This is a genomic window from Alterluteimonas muca (assembly GCF_021191595.1).
In the GTDB taxonomy this organism is placed as follows: domain Bacteria; phylum Pseudomonadota; class Gammaproteobacteria; order Xanthomonadales; family Xanthomonadaceae; genus Luteimonas; species Luteimonas muca.
Window position 1 is genome coordinate 111,978 of the sequence record NZ_JAIWPS010000008.1, and the last position, 16,835, is coordinate 128,812.

The 16,835-nt window shown below is 70.7% G+C and carries 13 protein-coding genes; 11 read left to right on the forward strand and 2 right to left on the reverse strand.

Translation table 11 applies throughout. From position 1 onward, the window contains the following. The first annotated feature begins 157 nt into the window (after positions 1-157). Complete coding sequence (locus tag LDO11_RS11430; RefSeq protein WP_232141660.1) at positions 158-2,470, forward strand: PAS domain-containing protein; 2,313 nt, start codon at positions 158-160, stop codon at positions 2,468-2,470. An 18-nt stretch (positions 2,471-2,488) separates the two neighbouring features. Here the strand turns inward: LDO11_RS11430 and glmS are convergent, their stop codons facing one another. Beyond that, positions 2,489-4,318 (reverse strand): glutamine--fructose-6-phosphate transaminase (isomerizing), encoded by a 1,830-nt coding sequence (gene glmS, locus LDO11_RS11435; RefSeq protein ID WP_232141661.1) that lies wholly within the window; start codon positions 4,316-4,318, stop codon positions 2,489-2,491. Positions 4,319-4,522: 204 nt separating this feature from the next. Between glmS and LDO11_RS11440 the strand changes: the two genes are divergently transcribed. The 9 genes from LDO11_RS11440 to LDO11_RS11480 all read left to right on the forward strand — a co-directional run bounded on the left by LDO11_RS11440 (position 4,523) and on the right by LDO11_RS11480 (position 14,726). Continuing rightward, positions 4,523-5,812: an efflux RND transporter periplasmic adaptor subunit gene (locus LDO11_RS11440; protein WP_232141662.1), complete on the forward strand. Its 1,290-nt coding sequence runs from the start codon at positions 4,523-4,525 to the stop codon at positions 5,810-5,812. Between the two features lies 1 nt (position 5,813). Next, the gene (locus tag LDO11_RS11445; protein WP_232141663.1) at positions 5,814-6,041 is read left to right on the forward strand and encodes a hypothetical protein; all 228 of its coding nucleotides are present in this window, start codon (positions 5,814-5,816) and stop codon (positions 6,039-6,041) included. 30 nt (positions 6,042-6,071) lie between these two features. After that, a complete protein-coding gene (locus LDO11_RS11450; protein WP_232141664.1) occupies positions 6,072-6,788 on the forward strand; it encodes an ABC transporter ATP-binding protein in 717 nt (238 codons plus the stop codon). 84 nt (positions 6,789-6,872) lie between these two features. After that, positions 6,873-8,180: an ABC transporter permease gene (locus tag LDO11_RS11455; RefSeq protein WP_232141665.1), complete on the forward strand. Its 1,308-nt coding sequence runs from the start codon at positions 6,873-6,875 to the stop codon at positions 8,178-8,180. Between the two features lie 27 nt (positions 8,181-8,207). Continuing rightward, the gene (locus tag LDO11_RS11460) at positions 8,208-9,437 is read left to right on the forward strand and encodes an ABC transporter permease (RefSeq protein ID WP_232141666.1); all 1,230 of its coding nucleotides are present in this window, start codon (positions 8,208-8,210) and stop codon (positions 9,435-9,437) included. Continuing rightward, positions 9,437-10,777: an ABC transporter permease gene (locus LDO11_RS11465; RefSeq protein WP_232141667.1), complete on the forward strand. Its 1,341-nt coding sequence runs from the start codon at positions 9,437-9,439 to the stop codon at positions 10,775-10,777. The genes LDO11_RS11460 and LDO11_RS11465 overlap by 1 nt, the downstream gene beginning before the upstream one ends. Positions 10,778-10,784: 7 nt before the next feature. Next, a complete protein-coding gene (locus tag LDO11_RS11470; protein ID WP_232141699.1) occupies positions 10,785-12,026 on the forward strand; it encodes an ABC transporter permease in 1,242 nt (413 codons plus the stop codon). Positions 12,027-12,084: 58 nt separating this feature from the next. Then, the gene (locus LDO11_RS11475) at positions 12,085-13,419 is read left to right on the forward strand and encodes a sigma-54-dependent transcriptional regulator (protein WP_232141668.1); all 1,335 of its coding nucleotides are present in this window, start codon (positions 12,085-12,087) and stop codon (positions 13,417-13,419) included. After that, positions 13,419-14,726: a sensor histidine kinase gene (locus LDO11_RS11480; RefSeq protein ID WP_343226127.1), complete on the forward strand. Its 1,308-nt coding sequence runs from the start codon at positions 13,419-13,421 to the stop codon at positions 14,724-14,726. The genes LDO11_RS11475 and LDO11_RS11480 overlap by 1 nt, the downstream gene beginning before the upstream one ends. A gap of 187 nt (positions 14,727-14,913) precedes the next feature. On the opposite strand, the gene glmU is transcribed toward LDO11_RS11480, so the two are convergent. Further along, positions 14,914-16,284: a bifunctional UDP-N-acetylglucosamine diphosphorylase/glucosamine-1-phosphate N-acetyltransferase GlmU gene (gene glmU, locus LDO11_RS11485; RefSeq protein WP_232141669.1), complete on the reverse strand. Its 1,371-nt coding sequence runs from the start codon at positions 16,282-16,284 to the stop codon at positions 14,914-14,916. 172 nt (positions 16,285-16,456) lie between these two features. Between glmU and LDO11_RS11490 the strand changes: the two genes are divergently transcribed. Then, positions 16,457-16,768 carry a GtrA family protein gene (locus LDO11_RS11490; protein ID WP_232141700.1) on the forward strand — a complete coding sequence of 104 codons (312 nt, stop codon included), beginning with the start codon at positions 16,457-16,459 and terminating at the stop codon, positions 16,766-16,768. Positions 16,769-16,835: the final 67 nt, after the last annotated feature.

The following is a 16,835-nucleotide window of genomic DNA, read 5'->3' on the forward strand; positions in this document are numbered from 1 at the left end:
GTCCTCAGGATTGCCCGGGTCGACGATACACTGCCGCCCCCGCACGCCCGGCCACGCCGCTGACGATGCGCCACGCTGCAGGCGCGTCGAAGGGGGTGAGCAGCCCGCGCACGCGTGCTCGCGTAGGCTGATCCGTTTCCGGGGATCCCACACGTCCATGGCTCCGCACGACCTTCTACGCGTCTTCGAGACCATGCCCGGCCATGTCGCGGTGCTGCGCGCGGCGCCCGGCTTCCCGGTGGTGGCGATGAGCCGCTCGCTGCAGGCGATGTCGTCGGATCCCGGCAACGTGGTGGGGCGCCCGTTGTTCGAACTGTTTCCCGAGTCGGAACAGTCGGGCGGAAGCATCGAAGCCCTGCAGGCCTCGTTCGAGCGGGCGGTCCGCAGCCGGGCGCCGGACCATCACGAGCAGCGCTTCGACATCGCCGATCGCGCCACCGGCCGCTTCGAGGAGCGCTACTGGCTGGTGGTCAACACCCCGGTGCTCGACGACGACGGCGCCGTGGAATACATCCTCCACCAGTCCGAGGATGCGGCGACCGGGCGCCGGCACGGTTCGATGGCCATCCTCGATGCGATGACCGAAGGGGTGTTCACCCTCGATCGCCAGTGGCGTTTCAGCTACGTCAATCCGGAAGCCCACCGCATCCTGCGCGCGGAGCCCGGCTCGCTGGTCGGCGCGGTGATCTGGGAGCGCTTTCCCGGCTCCCGGAACTCCGCCTTCAGCGAGCACTACCGCCGCACCATGCATGAGCGCGTCGCCACCACGTTCACGGGTTTCTACCCCGGGCTGGAGGGCTGGTACGAGGTCACCGTCTATCCCGCACCGGAGGGCATCTCGGTGTATTTCCGCGACGTCACCGCGCGCGTGCTTGCCGAACAGGACCGCGAGCGGCTGGCCGCGGAGTCCGAACACCAGCGCCGCGTCTACGAGACCGCGCTCGACAACACCCCGGACTTCGTCTACGTGTTCGGCACCGATCACCGCGCCATCTACGCCAACCAGGCGCTGCTGCGGGTCTGGGGCGTCGACGACGTGCGCGGCAGGACCTGGCTGGACCTGGGCTACGAGCAGTGGCACGCGGACCTGCACGACCGCGAGCTCGCGGAGGTGATCGCGACGCGGGCGCCCATCCGCGGCGAGATCCCGTTCACCGGCACCAACGGCCGGCGCATCTACGACTACATCTTCGCGCCGGTGTTCGATGCGTCGGGCGCGGTGGTGGCGGTTGCCGGCACCACCCGCGACATCACCGAACGCCAGGCGGCCGAGCAGATCATCCACGAGCATGCGCAGCGCCTCGCCGAGGCCGACCGCGCCAAGGACCACTTCCTGGCCACGCTGTCGCACGAGCTGCGCAACCCGCTGGCGCCGATGCGCTACGGGCTGGAAATCCTGCGCGCGAGCACCGAGCCGGGCGGCCAGCAGGCACGCATCCATTCGATGATGGAACGCCAGGTCGACCACCTGGTGCGGCTGGTCGACGACCTCATGGAGGTCTCGCGCATCACCCGCGGCACGCTGTCGCTGCAGGTGGAGCCGGTGCTGCTTGCCGAGGTCGTCGACAGCGCGGTCGAGGCGTCGCGACCGGTGATCGATGCCGGCCAGCACAGTCTTGTGCTCGACCTGCCTGCAATGCCGGTCGTCGTGCATGGCGACCGCGTTCGCATGGCGCAGATCCTCGGCAACCTGCTCAACAACGCGGCCAGGTATTCGGCCCCGGGCGGCAGCATCGTGCTGCGCGCACGCGTGGCCGGCGACGAGCTGACGCTGTCGGTGATCGATTCCGGCGTGGGCATGGAGCAGGCGGAGATCCCGCGGCTGTTCGAGATGTTCAGCCGCGGCGAACACACGCGCGCGTCCCACCAGGGCGGGCTCGGTATCGGCCTGGCGCTGGCGCGGCGGCTGGCGGTGCTGCATGGCGGTTCGCTGGACGCGGTCAGCGACGGGCCCGGCACGGGCAGCACCTTCAGCCTGGTCCTGCCGCTGCAGGGCACCGGCGCGAGCCCGTCATTTCCGTCCGATGACCCCGATACCACCCGGCTCGGGTTGCGCGTCCTGCTCGCCGACGACGACGCCGACGTCGGCGGCAGCCTCGCCGAGGCGCTGCGGCTGTCGGGCGCCGAAGTGCACCTGTTCGACAACGGCGGCGACGCCCTGGCCCGGTTCGACACGGTCGATCCGCATGTCGCGATCCTCGATATCGGCATGCCGCACCTCAGCGGCTACGAGGTCGCGCGCGCCCTGCGCAGGCACGGGGTCCGCACGCCCCTGATCGCGCTGACCGGCTGGGGCCAGGCCCAGGACCGCGAGCGTGCGTTCGCCTCCGGCTTCGACCATCACCTGGTCAAGCCGGTGGCGATGCCGATGCTGGTCGACCTGCTCGCATCGATCGAAGGTGCCGCCCGGGCCGCACCTTCGCCCGGCGCGCGCCATGACACCGTGGCAGCGCCCGCCACCGGCGCCTAGGTCCTCGGCACCCGGCGCCTACTCGACGGTGACGCTCTTGGCGAGGTTGCGTGGCTTGTCGACGTCGGTGCCGCGCGCCAGCGCGGTGTGATAGGCCAGCAGCTGCACCGGGATGGTGTGCACGATCGGGCTCAGCACGCCGACGTGGCGCGGGGTGCGGATCACGTGCACGCCCTCGCTCGGCCCGAAATTGCTGTCGGCATCGGTGAACACGAACAGCTCGCCGCCGCGCGCGCGCACTTCCTGCATGTTCGACTTCACCTTCTCCAGCAGCCCGTCCTTCGGCGCGATCACCACCACCGGCATCTCCGCATCCACCAGCGCCAGCGGGCCGTGCTTGAGCTCGCCGGCCGGATAGGCCTCGGCGTGGATGTAGGAGATTTCCTTGAGCTTGAGCGCACCCTCGAGGGCGATCGGGTAGTGCACGCCGCGACCGAGGAACAGCGCGTTCGCCTTCGAGGCGAAGCGTTCCGCCCAGCCGGCGATCTGCGGCTCCAGGTTCAGTGCGTGCTGCACGCTTCCCGGCAGGTGTCGCAGCGATTCGATGTGGCCCGCCTCTTCTTCCGCGGACAGATTGCCGTTGAGCTTTGCAAGCGTCGCCGCCAGTGCGAACAGGCCGACCAGCTGGGTGGTGAAGGCCTTGGTCGAGGCGACGCCGATCTCGGCGCCGGCGCGGGTATAGAACACCAGCCGGCTGGCGCGCGGGATCGCGCTTTCGGGCACGTTGCAGATCGACAGCGTGCGCTCGTGGCCCAGTGACTTCGCGTACTTCAACGCCTCCATCGTGTCGAGCGTTTCGCCCGACTGCGAGATGGTGACGATCAGGTGCTTCGGGTTCGCCACCGCCTTGCGGTAGCGGTATTCGCTGGCGATCTCGACCGAGCACGGCAGGCCCGCGATCGCCTCGATCCAGTAACGCGCAACTGAACCCGCGTAGTAGCTGGTGCCGCAGGCGAGGATCTGCACGCCTTCCACGCCGGCGAACACGTCGGCGGCATCGGCACCGAACAGCGTCGGCTCGAACGTCGCGGCGTCGATGATCGCCTCCATGGTGTCGGCGACCGCTCGCGGCTGCTCGTGGATCTCCTTCTGCATGAAGTGGCGGTACGGCCCGAGTTCCAGCGACGCCAGCGACACGTCGGACAGGTGCTCGTCGCGCTGCACCGGTGCGCCTTCGCCGTCGAAGACCTCGACGCCGTCGCGGGTGACGCGCGCGGTATCGCCTTCCTCGAGGAACAGCACCCGGCGCGTGGCCTGGATGATCGCCGACACGTCGGAGGCGATGAAGTTCTCGCCCTCGCCCAGGCCCACCAGCAGCGGGCAGCCCATGCGTGCGCAGACCATGGTGTCGGGCGCGTCGCGGCTGATCACCGCCAGCGCATAGGCGCCATCGAGCTCGCGGGTGGCGGCCTGCACGGCGGCCAGCAGTTCCAGGCCCCGGTCGAGGTGATGGTGGATCAGGTGGGCGATGACCTCGGTATCGGTCTGCGATTCGAAGCTGTAGCCGAGCTCCACGAGCCGCTCGCGCTGCTGTTCGTGGTTTTCGATGATGCCGTTGTGCACCAGTGCCACGCCATGGCTGACATGGGGATGCGCGTTGGATTCGGTGACCCCGCCATGGGTGGCCCAGCGCGTGTGGCCGATGCCGAGCGTGGAACTGAAACCTTCAGCCTCCGCGGCGCCGGCCATCTCGGCCACGCGGCCGGTGCGGCGCACGCGGCGCACCACGTCGCCATCGATCACCGCAATGCCGGCGGAATCGTAGCCGCGATATTCCAGCCGCTTCAGGCCCTCGACGAGGACCGGCACGACATCACGACTGGCAATGGCACCGACGATTCCACACATGGACTGACTCCTTCGATAGGGCGCGCATTGTAGGCCAGCCGGCCTGTGCCGCCTTCTTCCGTGCGCCCTGGAGCGGACACCGCGGACGTCCGGACCTGCGAGTCGGACAGCCGCATATTCGCCTGATTTCCCTTTCAGAACATACACATAGCAGTTGGCACGGCATCTGCTTACCTGCTGGGCACCCACCGCTCCGGTCCGCCCATGTCCCGCCCCCCGCCCATCCGTGACACCTCCGCCCAGGACGCGCCCCGCGACGAGGCGCGGCGCCTGCCCGCCGTCCGCCGCTGGCTGTGGCCGGGCGTGGCCGGCATCGCGGTGCTGGCGGTCGCCGGCTGGGTGGTGGCGTCCTGGGGCGATGGGGCGCGGTCGTACGACGCCTCGCGCCTGCGCATTGCCGAGGTCACCCGCGGCGACCTGGTGCGCGACCTCACCGCCGAAGGGCGGGTGATCGCCGCCAACAGCCCCACCCTCTACGCGATCGCCGGGGGCACGGTCACGCTGAAGGTCGTCGCCGGCGACCGCGTCGAGGCCGGCCAGGTGCTGGCCGAGATCGACAGCCCCGAGCTGCGCAGCCGGCTGGTGCAGGAGGAATCCACGCTGGCCAGCCTGCAGGCCGAAGCCGACCGCGCGACGCTGGATGCGCGCATCGCCCGCGCAGAGGCGCGCAAGCTGCTCGACCAGGCGCAGATCGACCACATCGCCGCCGAGCGCGACCTGCAGCGCTACCAGCGCGCGTTCGATGCCGGGGTCGTCGCCCAGGTCGAACTGGCCAAGGCCGAGGACACCCTGAAGAAGACCGACATCGGCCTCGCCTCCGCGCGCGAGGACGCCGGCCTGCAGGGCCAGGGCGCGGGCCTGGATGCGCGCAACCGGCAACTGCTGGCCGATCGCCAGCGTGCGGTGGTGGACGAGGCGCGCCGGCAGGTGGAGGCGCTGACGCTGCGCGCGCCGTTCGACGGCCAGGTCGGCCAGGTGCAGGTCGCGCAGCACACCAATGTCGCCGCCAACGCGCCGGTGCTGGGCGTGGTCGACCTGTCGGTGTTCGAGGTGGAGGTCCGGGTGCCGGAAAGCTTCGCCCGCGACCTGGCCATCGGCATCCCGGCCGAGATCCGCTCCGGCAGCGAGGTGTATGCCGCGGCCGTATCGGCGGTCTCGCCCGAGGTGGTGAATGGCGAGGTCTCGGCGCGGGTGCGCTTCAGCGACGCGCAGCCGCCGGGCCTGCGCCAGAACCAGCGCCTGACCGCGCGCATCGTGCTCGATACCCGCCCCGACGTGGTGATGGTCGAGCGCGGCCCCTTCCTCGACCAGCTCGGTGGCCGCCACGCCTATGTCGTGCAGGGCGGTGCCGCGGTACGGCGCCCGATCCAGGCCGGCGCCAGCAGCCTGGGCGCGGTGGAGATCGTGTCCGGCCTGGAACCCGGCGAACGCGTGGTCGTCGCCGGCAGCGAACTGTTCGACAACGCCGAACGCATCCGCCTTTCCGGAGAGTGACATGAACGCACCTGCCCCCGCCCTGCCGCAGTCCACGAACGCCTGCTTCCCCTTCGTCGTGCACTGGAATCCGCACCAGCTGGCCGATGCGGTGCCGCAGCGTCTGCACCGGCTCGACCTGCTGGCCGGCATCGCCGGCGCCGCGCACCGTCCACGCGTCCTGCGCCAGGGCACGCGCCGCTACGCACCGGCGCCGCTGGCGTCCACCGACTTCCGCATCCACGGCTGACCGGCCGCCCGCCGTTTCCGGAGTGTTCCCATGCTGCACATGCAAGCCGTCTCCAAGGTCTACCGCACCGAGCTCGTCGAAACCCATGCCCTGCGCGCGCTCGACCTGCATGTGCGCGAAGGCGAGTTCGTCGCGGTTACCGGGCCCTCGGGCTCGGGCAAGACCACGTTCCTCAACATCGCCGGCCTGCTGGAGAGCTTCACCGGCGGCGAGTACCACCTCGACGGCGTCGACGTGAAAGGGCTCAACGACAACGCACGCTCGCGCCTGCGCAACGAGAAGATCGGCTTCATCTTCCAGGGCTTCAACCTGATCCCCGACCTCAACCTGTTCGACAACGTCGACGTGCCGCTGCGCTACCGCGGCATGCCGGCGTCCGAACGCCGGCTGCGGATCGAGGATGCGCTGGGCATGGTCGGGCTGGGCTCGCGGATGAAGCACTACCCGGCGGAACTTTCCGGCGGCCAGCAGCAGCGCGTGGCGATCGCCCGCGCGCTGGCCGGCAGCCCGCGCCTGCTGCTGGCCGACGAACCGACCGGCAACCTCGACTCGCAGATGGCGCGCAGCGTGATGGAACTGCTGGAGGACATCCACCAGCAGGGCACCACCATCGTGATGGTGACCCACGACCCGGAACTCGCGGCACGTGCGCAGCGCAACGTGCACATCGTCGATGGCATGGCCACCGACCTGGCCAGCGAACCCGGGCTGGTGCGCCGCGAGTCCGCCGTCGCCGGCGCCGTGTAACGCGCGGACGACTGCGAACGCACGGATCCATCCACCAGGACGCGGCGCCCTTCCCGCGCTGCGACCGATCACGGAACCACCGCCATGTTCGGCTACTACTTCAACCTCGCGCTGCGCAGCTTCCGCCGCAACCGCGCGCTGACCGCGCTGATGGTGCTGGCGATCGCACTGGGCATCGGCGCCAGCGTGACCACGCTGACCGTGTTCCGCGTGCTGTCGGGCGATCCCATCCCGCACAAGAGCGACCAGCTGTTCTACGTGCGCATGGATCCGGGCACGCTGGACGGCTTCACCCCCGGCGACGAACCCGCCGAGCAGATGACCCGCTTCGATGCCGAGGCGCTGCTGCGCGAGGCACGCGGCGACCGCCAGGCGTTGATGTCCGCGGGCTCGGTGGCGGTGGAGCCCGACGCCGAAGGCCTGACCCCGTTCGTGCTGCAGGCGCGCTACACCTCGGCCGACTTCTTCGCGATGTTCGATACCCCGTTCCGGCATGGCAGCGGCTGGCAGCGCGGCGACGACGAGGCGCGCGCGCGCGTTGCGGTGATCTCGGGGGCGATGGCCGAGCGCCTGTTCGGCGACACCGACCCCACCGGTCGCACCCTGCGCCTGGGGCGCACCGACTTCCGGGTGGTCGGGGTGCTCGACGACTGGCGGCCCGCCCCGCGCTTCTACGACCTGATCTCCGGCGAGTTCACCGAAGCCGAGGACGTGCACCTGCCGTTCTCCACCGCGCGCGACCTGCGCCTGCCCGTGCAGGGCAGCATGAACTGCTGGGCCGAGCCCACCGGCGAGGAAGGCTCCACCGGCCCCGATGCCCCGTGCACCTGGGTGCAGTACTGGGTGGAACTCGGCACCCCCGCCAGGGCCGCCACGTACCGCGCCTACCTGGACAACTACAGCGCGCAGCAGCGCCAGGCGGGCCGCTTCGAGCGGCCGGACAACAACGCGCTGACGCCGGTCATGGCGTGGCTGGCCGAACGCGAGGTGGTGCCGTCCGACGTGCGCCTGCAGGTGTGGCTGGCCTTCGGGTTCCTCGCCGTGTGCCTGCTCAACACCGTCGGCCTGCTGCTGGCCAAGTTCATGCGCCGCGGTGGCGAGATCGGCGTGCGCCGCGCGCTCGGCGCCAGCCGCCGCTCGATCTTCATGCAGTGCCTGGTGGAGGCCGGCACGGTGGGGCTGGCCGGCGGCGCGCTGGGCCTGGCGCTGGCGCTGCTGGGCCTGTGGGCCGTGCGCCGGCAACCCGCCGATTACGCCGAACTGGCACGCATGGACCCGACCATGCTGCTGGTGACCTTTGCGATGGCGCTGTTCGCGAGCCTGCTGGCCGGCGTGCTGCCGGCGTGGCGCGCGATGCAGGTCACGCCTGCCATCCAGCTCAAATCCCAGTAACGCTCCGCACGCGAAGAGACCTCCGCCATGGAACTCCGTCCGATCCTCTCCACCCTGTCGCGGCACAAGACCGCCGCCGCGCTGATCGTGTTCGAGATCGCGCTGTCGTGCGCGATCGTGTGCAACGCGCTGTTCCTGATCGCCGGGCGGCTCGAGCGCATCGACCGCCCCACCGGCGTCGACGAGCAGCACGTGGTCACCCTGCAGGCGCGCGGCCTGGCGACCGACACCAGTGCCGATGCGGTGACTCAGACCGATCTCGCCGCACTGCGCGCAGTGCCCGGCGTGGCCAACGCCACCATCAGCGTGCAGGTGCCGTTCGGCAACTCGAACTGGAACAGCAGCGTGCGCATGACTCCCGACCAGCGCGGCGAGACCATGAACGCGTCGAACTACATCGGCGACGAGCACTTCATCGACACGATGGGTCTCGAGCTCGTGGCCGGGCGCAACTTCACCCGCGACGAGGTCGGTGACTTCGGCCGCATGCGCGCCGAAGGCGCGGTGCACTTCCCGGCGGTGATCCTCACCCGGGCCACCGCGGAGCGGCTGTTCCCGGCAGGCGACGCGCTCGGCAAGCCGCTCTACATCTGGGGCGAGGAGCCCAGCCGGGTCATCGGCATCGTCGAACGCCTGGTGAAGCCGAACGATTCCGGTTCGGCCGCGAGTTACGGCGAGTCGGTGCTCCTGCCGGGCCGGGTGCCCTATTCGAGCGGCAGCTATCTCGTGCGCGTGAACGATCCCGCACAGCGCGACGCGGTGCTGGAGCAGGCGCGCGAGGCGCTGATCGCACAGGGCCCCACGCGCATCGTCGATGCCGAACAGGCGCGCACGCTGGAAAGCATGCGCGACCGCTACTACCGCCAGGACCGCGCGATGGCGTGGATGCTGGTGGCGGTGAGCGTGGCGCTGCTGGTGGTGACCGCGCTGGGCATCGTCGGGCTGGCCAGTTTCTGGGTGCAGCAGCGCAGCCGCCAGATCGGCATCCGCCGTGCGCTCGGCGCCACCCGCGGGCAGATCCTGCGTTACTTCCAGACCGAGAACTTCCTGCTGGCCACCATCGGCATCGTCATCGGCATGCTGCTGGCCTACGCGCTCAACCAGCTGCTGATGCAGCGCTACGAGCTGCCGCGGCTGCCGCTGTTCTACCTGCCGATCGGCGCCGTGGTGCTTTGGCTGCTTGGACAGGTCGCGGTCTACGGGCCGGCGCGGCGCGCGGCACTGGTGCCGCCGGCCGTCGCGACGCGCGGCGCCTGATGGCCAGCGCCGCCCGTTACGCGGTGGAGCTCGGCCTGCGCGGCCTGCTTCGCCACCCGCGCACCATGCTCCTCACCGTGATCCTGCTCGGCCTCGGGCTGGCCGCGGTGATGAGCATGTTGACGCTGCTGGCAATGCTGTCGGCCGATCCGCTGCCGGGCATCAGCGAGCGGCTGCACCTGGCCTGGGTGGACTCGCGCGCCGCGCCCACCAGTGCGTCGGCGGCCGAACCCGATGCCGATGCGCCACCGTTTCTGTGGAAGCTCGCCGACGCGCAGGCATTGATGGACCTGCAGCCGGCGGTGCGGCAGACCGCGCTGGTATCGACACCGGTCACCGTGCAGCCCGGCGATGGCGACCGCAGCGACACCACCGTGGCGGTGCTGGCGCTGGGCCCGATGCCGTCGATGTTCGGGGTGCCGCTGCTGCGCGGCCGCTACTGGACCGCGGCCGAGGAGCAGGACCGCGTGCCGGTGGCGGTGATCGGCGACGCCACCGCGCGCGCACTGTTTGGCGACATCGACGCCGTCGGCCGCGACCTGCGCATCGGCAGCACGCTGTTCCGGGTGATCGGGGTGGCCGGCGCATGGGCGCCGCGGCCACGTTTCCATTTTCTGCAGGCCGGGCAGGCGGTGTGGAGCGAACGTTCGGAGTCGCTGTTCCTGCCGCTGCATGCCGCGCTCGATGCCGGTGTCGCGCCGATGGCCACGCGCGACTGCGATGGCCGCGGTGTCGGCGGTTTTGGCTTCGATTCGATCGATCTCGGCGCCTGCCGCTGGCTGGCGTTGTGGGCGGAGCTGCCGGACGAATCCACCCGCGCGGCCTACGCCGATGCGCTGGCCGGCTATGCGCGCTCGCGCCACGCCGCCGGGGTGTTCGAGCGCCCGGCGGCCAGCCGCCTCGACAGCGTGCCGGCGTGGCTTGCCGCCAACCGCGTGGTGCCCGACAGCGTGCGCCTGTACCTCTGGCTCGCGGTGGGCCTGCTGGCACTGTGCATGGTCAATGTCGCGGGATTGCTGGCGGCGCGCTTCCTGCGCCGCGGCAGCGAGCTGGGCGTGCGCCGCGTGCTGGGCGCGCCACGCCGCTCGGTGCTGGTGCAGTGCCTGGTCGAGGCGCTCGCGGCCGGCACCCTGGGCGGTCTGCTGGCCTGGCCGCTGACGCTGTTCGGGCTGTGGGTGATCCGTCTGCAGGACCATGGCTATACCGACCTCGCGCGCTTCGAACCGCGGCTGTTCGCGCTGCTGCTGGCGCTGGCCATCGGCACCGGCCTGCTGGTCGGGCTGGTGCCGGCGCTGCGTGCGGCACGCATCGAACCCGTCCTGCAGATCAAGAGTCCCTGAGGTGAGCATGCGCCTGCCCCTGCGCCCGATCGTGTCGGCCCTGCGCCGGCGCCCGTTGATGCCCTGGCTGGTCGCCGTCCAGGTGGCGGTCGCGGTGGCGATCCTCGCCAATGCGGTGTTCCTGCTGCAGCGGCAGGTCACGCCGCTGCTGGCCGACGACGGCATCGCCCGCGACCGCCTGCTGCTGGTCGACCAGATGGTCGCGCGACAGGGCAGCTGGACGGCGGCGCAGATCGATGCGGTCACCGCGCTGATCGATGGCATTCCCGGCGTGGAGGCGGCAGCGCCCGCGCTCGGGCTGCCGATGAAGCAGTCGATGACCTTCACCCTGTCGCTGCGCGGGCCCGGTGGCGAGAGCGTGGTCGCGAGCGGCTTTGCCGGCGAAGGCCTGCGCGAGGCGCTCGGCTTGGACCTCGTGCAGGGCCGCGACTTCGAGCCGGGCGAAGGCTTCCGCGTCGACCTCGCCTCCGGCGGCGTCGACGTCCCCGCGGGCACCCCGGTGATCCTGACCGAAGCGCTGGCGCGGTTGTGGTTTCCCGATGGCGATGCACTGGGCGGACGGCTGGAACAGACCGACGGCGGGCGTCACCTGGTGGTGGTGGGCGTGGTCCGCCGCCTGCTGCGCTACCAGCTCGACGAGCTCGACGACGGCCGTGCGCAGTACTCGATCCTGCTGCCGGCGCAGATCGTGTCGGTGCCGGTGCTCAACTACGCGGTGCGGGTGGATCCGCAGCGTCGCGATGCGGTGGCAGACGCGCTCCCCGCGATGCTCGAGAACGAGTACGGCGCGCTGATGCTGGCCGGCGTGCCGGTGCGGGTCGACAGTTACGAGGCGCTGCGCGATGCCGCGTTCCGCTCCCGGCGCGCCGCGGCCTGGCTGTTCGGCACGGTGATCGCGGTGATCCTGGCGGTGACCGGCATCGGCATCGGCGGTCTCTCGGCGTACTGGGTGGAAACGCGGCTGCGGCTGATCGGCATCCGCCGCGCACTCGGCGCCAGCCGCGCCGACATCATCGGCCACTGCCTCGCCGAGAACGCCGTCGTGGTCGGCATGGGCCTGGTACCGGGCCTGGTGGCGGCCTATGCGATCAACCAGTGGCTGATGCAGGCGCATGCGATGGCGCGCCTGCCACTAGCCTACCTGCCGCTGGCCGCGCTGCTGCTGTGGCTGCTCGGCCTGTACGCGGCCTCCGGACCTGCGCGCCGTGCGGCGCGGGTGCCGCCTGCGATCGCCACCCGCAGCGCCTGAGCGCACGCGTGTGCCCATGCCGATAAGCTTCGATCACCGTTCGCCGCCGGCCCCTGCGATGTCCACCGTCCTGATCATCGACGACAACCCGGCCGTGGCCATCGCGCTGGACGTGCTGTTGTCGCTGCACGACATCCGCACCATGCATGCCGAGTCCCCGGAGGCCGGGCTGGCGGCACTGGAGAGCGGCGAGATCGACCTGGTGATCCAGGACATGAACTTCCGCGCCGACACCACCTCCGGTGACGAGGGCACCGCGCTGTTCGCGCAGATCCATGCACGACACCCGCAGCTGCCGGTGGTGCTGCTGACCGCATGGACACACCTGGAATCCGCGGTCGAACTGATCAAGGCCGGCGCCGCCGACTACGTGGCCAAGCCGTGGGACGACCACAAGCTGGTGACCACCGTCGGCAACCTGCTGGAGCTGTCGGCCAGCCGCCGCGAGCTGGGGCGACGGCGTGCACGCGAGCAGCGCGAGCGCCACGCGCTCGAACAGGGCCACGATCTGTGCGGCGTGGTGTGGGCCGATGCCAGCACCGAACGCGTGCTGGCGCTCGCGGTGCAGGTGGCGCGTTCGGAGCTGCCGGTGCTGGTGACCGGGCCCAATGGCGTGGGCAAGGAGAAGATCGCGCAGATCATCCACGCCAACTCGGCGGTGCGCGATGGCCCGTTCGTGGCGCTCAACTGTGGCGCGCTGCCGGCGGAACTGATCGAGGCGGAGCTGTTCGGTGCCGACGCCGGTGCCTACACCGGCGCCAACCGCGCGCGCGAAGGCAAGTTCGAGGCCGCCGACCGCGGCACGCTGTTCCTCGACGAGATCGGCAACCTGCCGCTGGCCGGGCAGATGAAGCTGCTGCGGGTGCTGGAAACGGGCCGTTTCGAGCGCCTCGGGTCCAACCGCGAGCGCCAGGTGCGGGTGCGCGTGGTCAGCGCCACCAACGCCGACCTGCCGGCGCTGATCGCCTCGGGCCGGTTCCGCGAGGACCTCTACTACCGCCTCAACGCGATCGAACTGGCGCTGCCGCCGCTGGCCGAGCGGCCGGACGACATCCTGCCGCTGGCCCGGCACTTCCTGCCGGCCGGCAGGCGCCTGCGCCGCGATGCCCAGCAGGTGCTGCTGCGCCACCGCTGGCCGGGCAATGTCCGCGAGCTGCGCAACGTGGTGCAGCGTGCCGCGCTGCTGTCGGCCGGGGACGATATCGGCGCCGCCGCGCTGGGGCTGCCGGATGCCGCACCTGCCGCGGTTGCGGCCGTGGACCCGGATCGCACGCAGATCGAGGCGGCGATCGAGCGTGCCGGTGGCGTGCTCGCCCAGGCCGCCGCCGAACTCGGGATTTCGCGGCAGGCGCTGTACCGGCGCATGGACAAGCTCGGCCTGCGCCCGGGCTGATGCTGCTTCCGCGGCTGCCGATAAGCGTCCGCCTGACCGCGCTGGCGGCGCTGTTCGCCATCGCGTGCGCGTTGCTGGGCAGCTGGCTGACCCGCTGGCTGCTGCCGTGGGCCGCGGTGCTGGCCGCGGCCGCACTGCTGCTGCCGCTGCTGGTCTGGCAGGTACGGCGCCTGCTCGACCCCGTGCGTGCGCTGTTCCGGGCGCTGGCCGGCGCGGTCACCGCCTATCGCGATGGCGACTACAGCTTCGGCATCCGCTGGGACGGCCGCGGCGAGCTGGCCGAGCTGGTCGATGCCCACAACCGCCTCGGCGACGTGCTGCGCGAGCAGCGCAACACCCTCGTCCAGCGCGAACTGCTGCTCGACACCATCGTGCAGAACACGCCGGTGGCGATGGTGCTGCTCGACCCGGTGCGCCGCGTGGTGCTCGGCAACCTGGCCGCGCGCAAGCTGCTCGGTGGCGGAAGCCGCCTGGAGGGCCAGGATTTCGATGCCGTCATCGCGGCCGCGCCGGCTGCGCTGCGCGAGGCGCTCGCGCGCGGCGGCGACGGCATGTTCAGCGTCGGCGACGGCGAGGACCAGGAGGACATCTACCATCTGTCGCGGCGCGTGTTCCGCCTCAACGGCCGCCGCCACGAACTGGTGCTGCTGCGCCTGCTCACGGCCGAACTGCGCCGGCAGGAGGTGCAGACCTGGAAGAAGGTGATCCGGGTGATCAGCCACGAGCTCAATAACTCGCTGGCGCCGATCGCCTCGCTCGCGCACTCCGGTGCCGAACTGCTGCGCCGCGGCCAGGCCGAACGGCTGCCGGCGGCGCTGGCCACCATCGAGGAACGCGCACGCCACCTCGAGGGTTTCATCCGCGACTATGCGCGCTTCGCCAAGCTGCCCGCACCACGGCTGGAAACGGTGGAGTGGGAGCGCTTCATCGAGCGCCTGCGCGACCAGGTGGCCTTCGGCTTCGACGGCACCCGCGACGGCAATGCACGCTTCGATACCGCGCAGATGGAGCAATGCCTGATCAACCTGCTGCGCAACGCACACGAATCGGGCTCATCGGCGCAGGACGTGCGGCTGGCGCTGCGCCGGCTGCCCGATGCCTGGCGCATCGAAGTGCTCGACCGCGGCAGCGGCATGAACGATGCGGTGCTGGCGAACGCGCTGCTGCCGTTCTACTCGACCAAGCGCAACGGCACCGGCCTGGGCCTCGCGCTGGCGCGCGAGATCTGCGAAGCGCATGGCGGCCGCATCGCGTTGCAGAACCGCGACGGCGGCGGCCTCGCCGTCAGCCTCACCATCCCCCAATAGAGAACCGCGGCCCACGGCCGCCACCGACGTCCCTCTCCCGCCTGCGGGAGAGGGGGGGACCACCTGCAACGCAGGTGGTGGGGTGAGGGGAAACGCCGCAGCCAACCCCCTCATCCGCCCCTTGGCGGGGCACCATCTCCCGCGCGCGGGAGAAGGGTTTGCAACGCTTCTTCCAGGTTTCCAGCCCCTACTTCTTCTTCGGCCGCACCCAGCCTTCGATCACCGTCTGCCGCGCGCGCGCGACCGCGAGCCTGTCCTCCGGTACGTCCGCGGTGATCGCCGAACCGGCCGCCGTGGTCGCGCCAGCGCCGATGGTCACCGGCGCCACCAGCGATGCATTGGAGCCGATGAACGCGCCGTCGCCGATCACCGTGCGGTGCTTGTTCACGCCGTCGTAGTTGCAGGTGATCGTGCCCGCGCCGATGTTCACCGACGCGCCCACGTCGGCATCGCCGAGATAGGTGAGGTGGTTGGCCTTGCTCGCCACGCCGATCGTGGTGTTCTTGGTCTCGACGAAGTTGCCGATGTGCGCGCCGTCGGCAAGCACGGTACCGGGCCGCAGCCGCGCGAACGGGCCGATGGTGACCGAACCTTCCGCGCGCACGCCATCGAGGTCGCAGTGCGCACGCACCTCGGTGCCGCCACACAGCGTCACGTCCTTCAACCGGCAGAACGGGCCGATGCGCACGCCATCACCCAGTTCGACACGCCCTTCCAGGATCACGTCGACATCGAACTCGACATCGGTGCCGAGCACCACCTCGCCGCGGACGTCCACGCGTGCGGGATCGGCGAAGCGTGCACCCTGTGCGCACAGTGCCCGCACCGCGCGCTGCTGGAACGCGCGTTCGAGCTGCGCGAGCTGCCAGGGGTCGTTGGCGCCCTCGGCTTCCACCGGATCGTCGACCATCACGATGTCGGCGGGCGCGAACTCGTCGGCGGCCATCGCGAAGATGTCGGTGAGGTAGTACTCGCCCTGCGCGTTGTCGTTGGACAGTGCGCCCAGCCAGCGCTTGAGCGCGGTGGCTTCGGCGGCAACGATGCCGGTGTTGACCAGGCGGATGCGGCGCTGTTCCTCGTCGGCATCCTTGTGTTCGACGATGGCCGCGACATGGCCCTCGGAATCGCGCACCACGCGGCCGTAGCCGCGCGGGTCGTCGAGTTCGGCCACCAGCACCGCCAGCCGCGAGCCGCGCTCGCCGGTGAGCAGCCGCTGCAGCGTCGCCGCGGTGATCAGCGGCACGTCGCCATACAGCACCACCACCTCGGCGCCATCCGGCACCTCGCCCAAGGCCTGCTGCACGGCATGCCCCGTGCCCAGCCGCTCCCGCTGCTCGGCCCACAGCAGGTCGGTCTGGTCGCCGAGTGCTGCGCGCACCTGGTCGCCACCGTGGCCGTAGACGACGTGGATCGCTGCCGGCGCAAGCTCGCGCGCGGTCGCGATCACATGCGTGAGCATCGGCCGCCCCGCGACCTTCTGCAGCACCTTGGGCAGCGCCGAGCGCATGCGCTTGCCCTCGCCCGCGGCAAGGATGACGACGTGGAGGGGAGCGGTCATGGAATCGCCTGTGCGGAGGAATCGCGGAATTCTAACGGGCGCGGCTGGTAGCATTCGCGCCGTGCCGCTCCGGCACGCCCACAGCCCGCCGGTCCTCGCGTTGAGCATCGTCCGCCAGTCGCGCAGTTACCTGATGATCGGCGGCCTGCAGTGGGTGCTGGACTGGGCGGTGATGGTCGCGCTCAGCCACGCCGGGTTGCCGGTACGCCAGGCCAACGTGGTCGGGCGCATCTGCGGCGCGCTGTGCGGCTTCTGGATGAACGGACGTTTCACCTTCGCCTGCGAGGACACCGCCGTAGGACGGGTGCAGCTGCAACGCTTCCTGGTGATGTGGATCGCGACCACCGTGGTCAGTACCTGGACGATCGGCCATGTCGACGACTACCTCGGCCTGAAGTGGGCGTGGCTGGCCAAGCCACTGGTGGAGATCGCGCTGGGCGTGGTCGGCTTCGTCATCTCGCGCAGCTGGATCTACAAGCGCTGACGTCGCGCCTGCGCCACGCAGCATCGGCAACACGCGTTCAAGCGGCAATGCGGGTACCTCGCCGCGG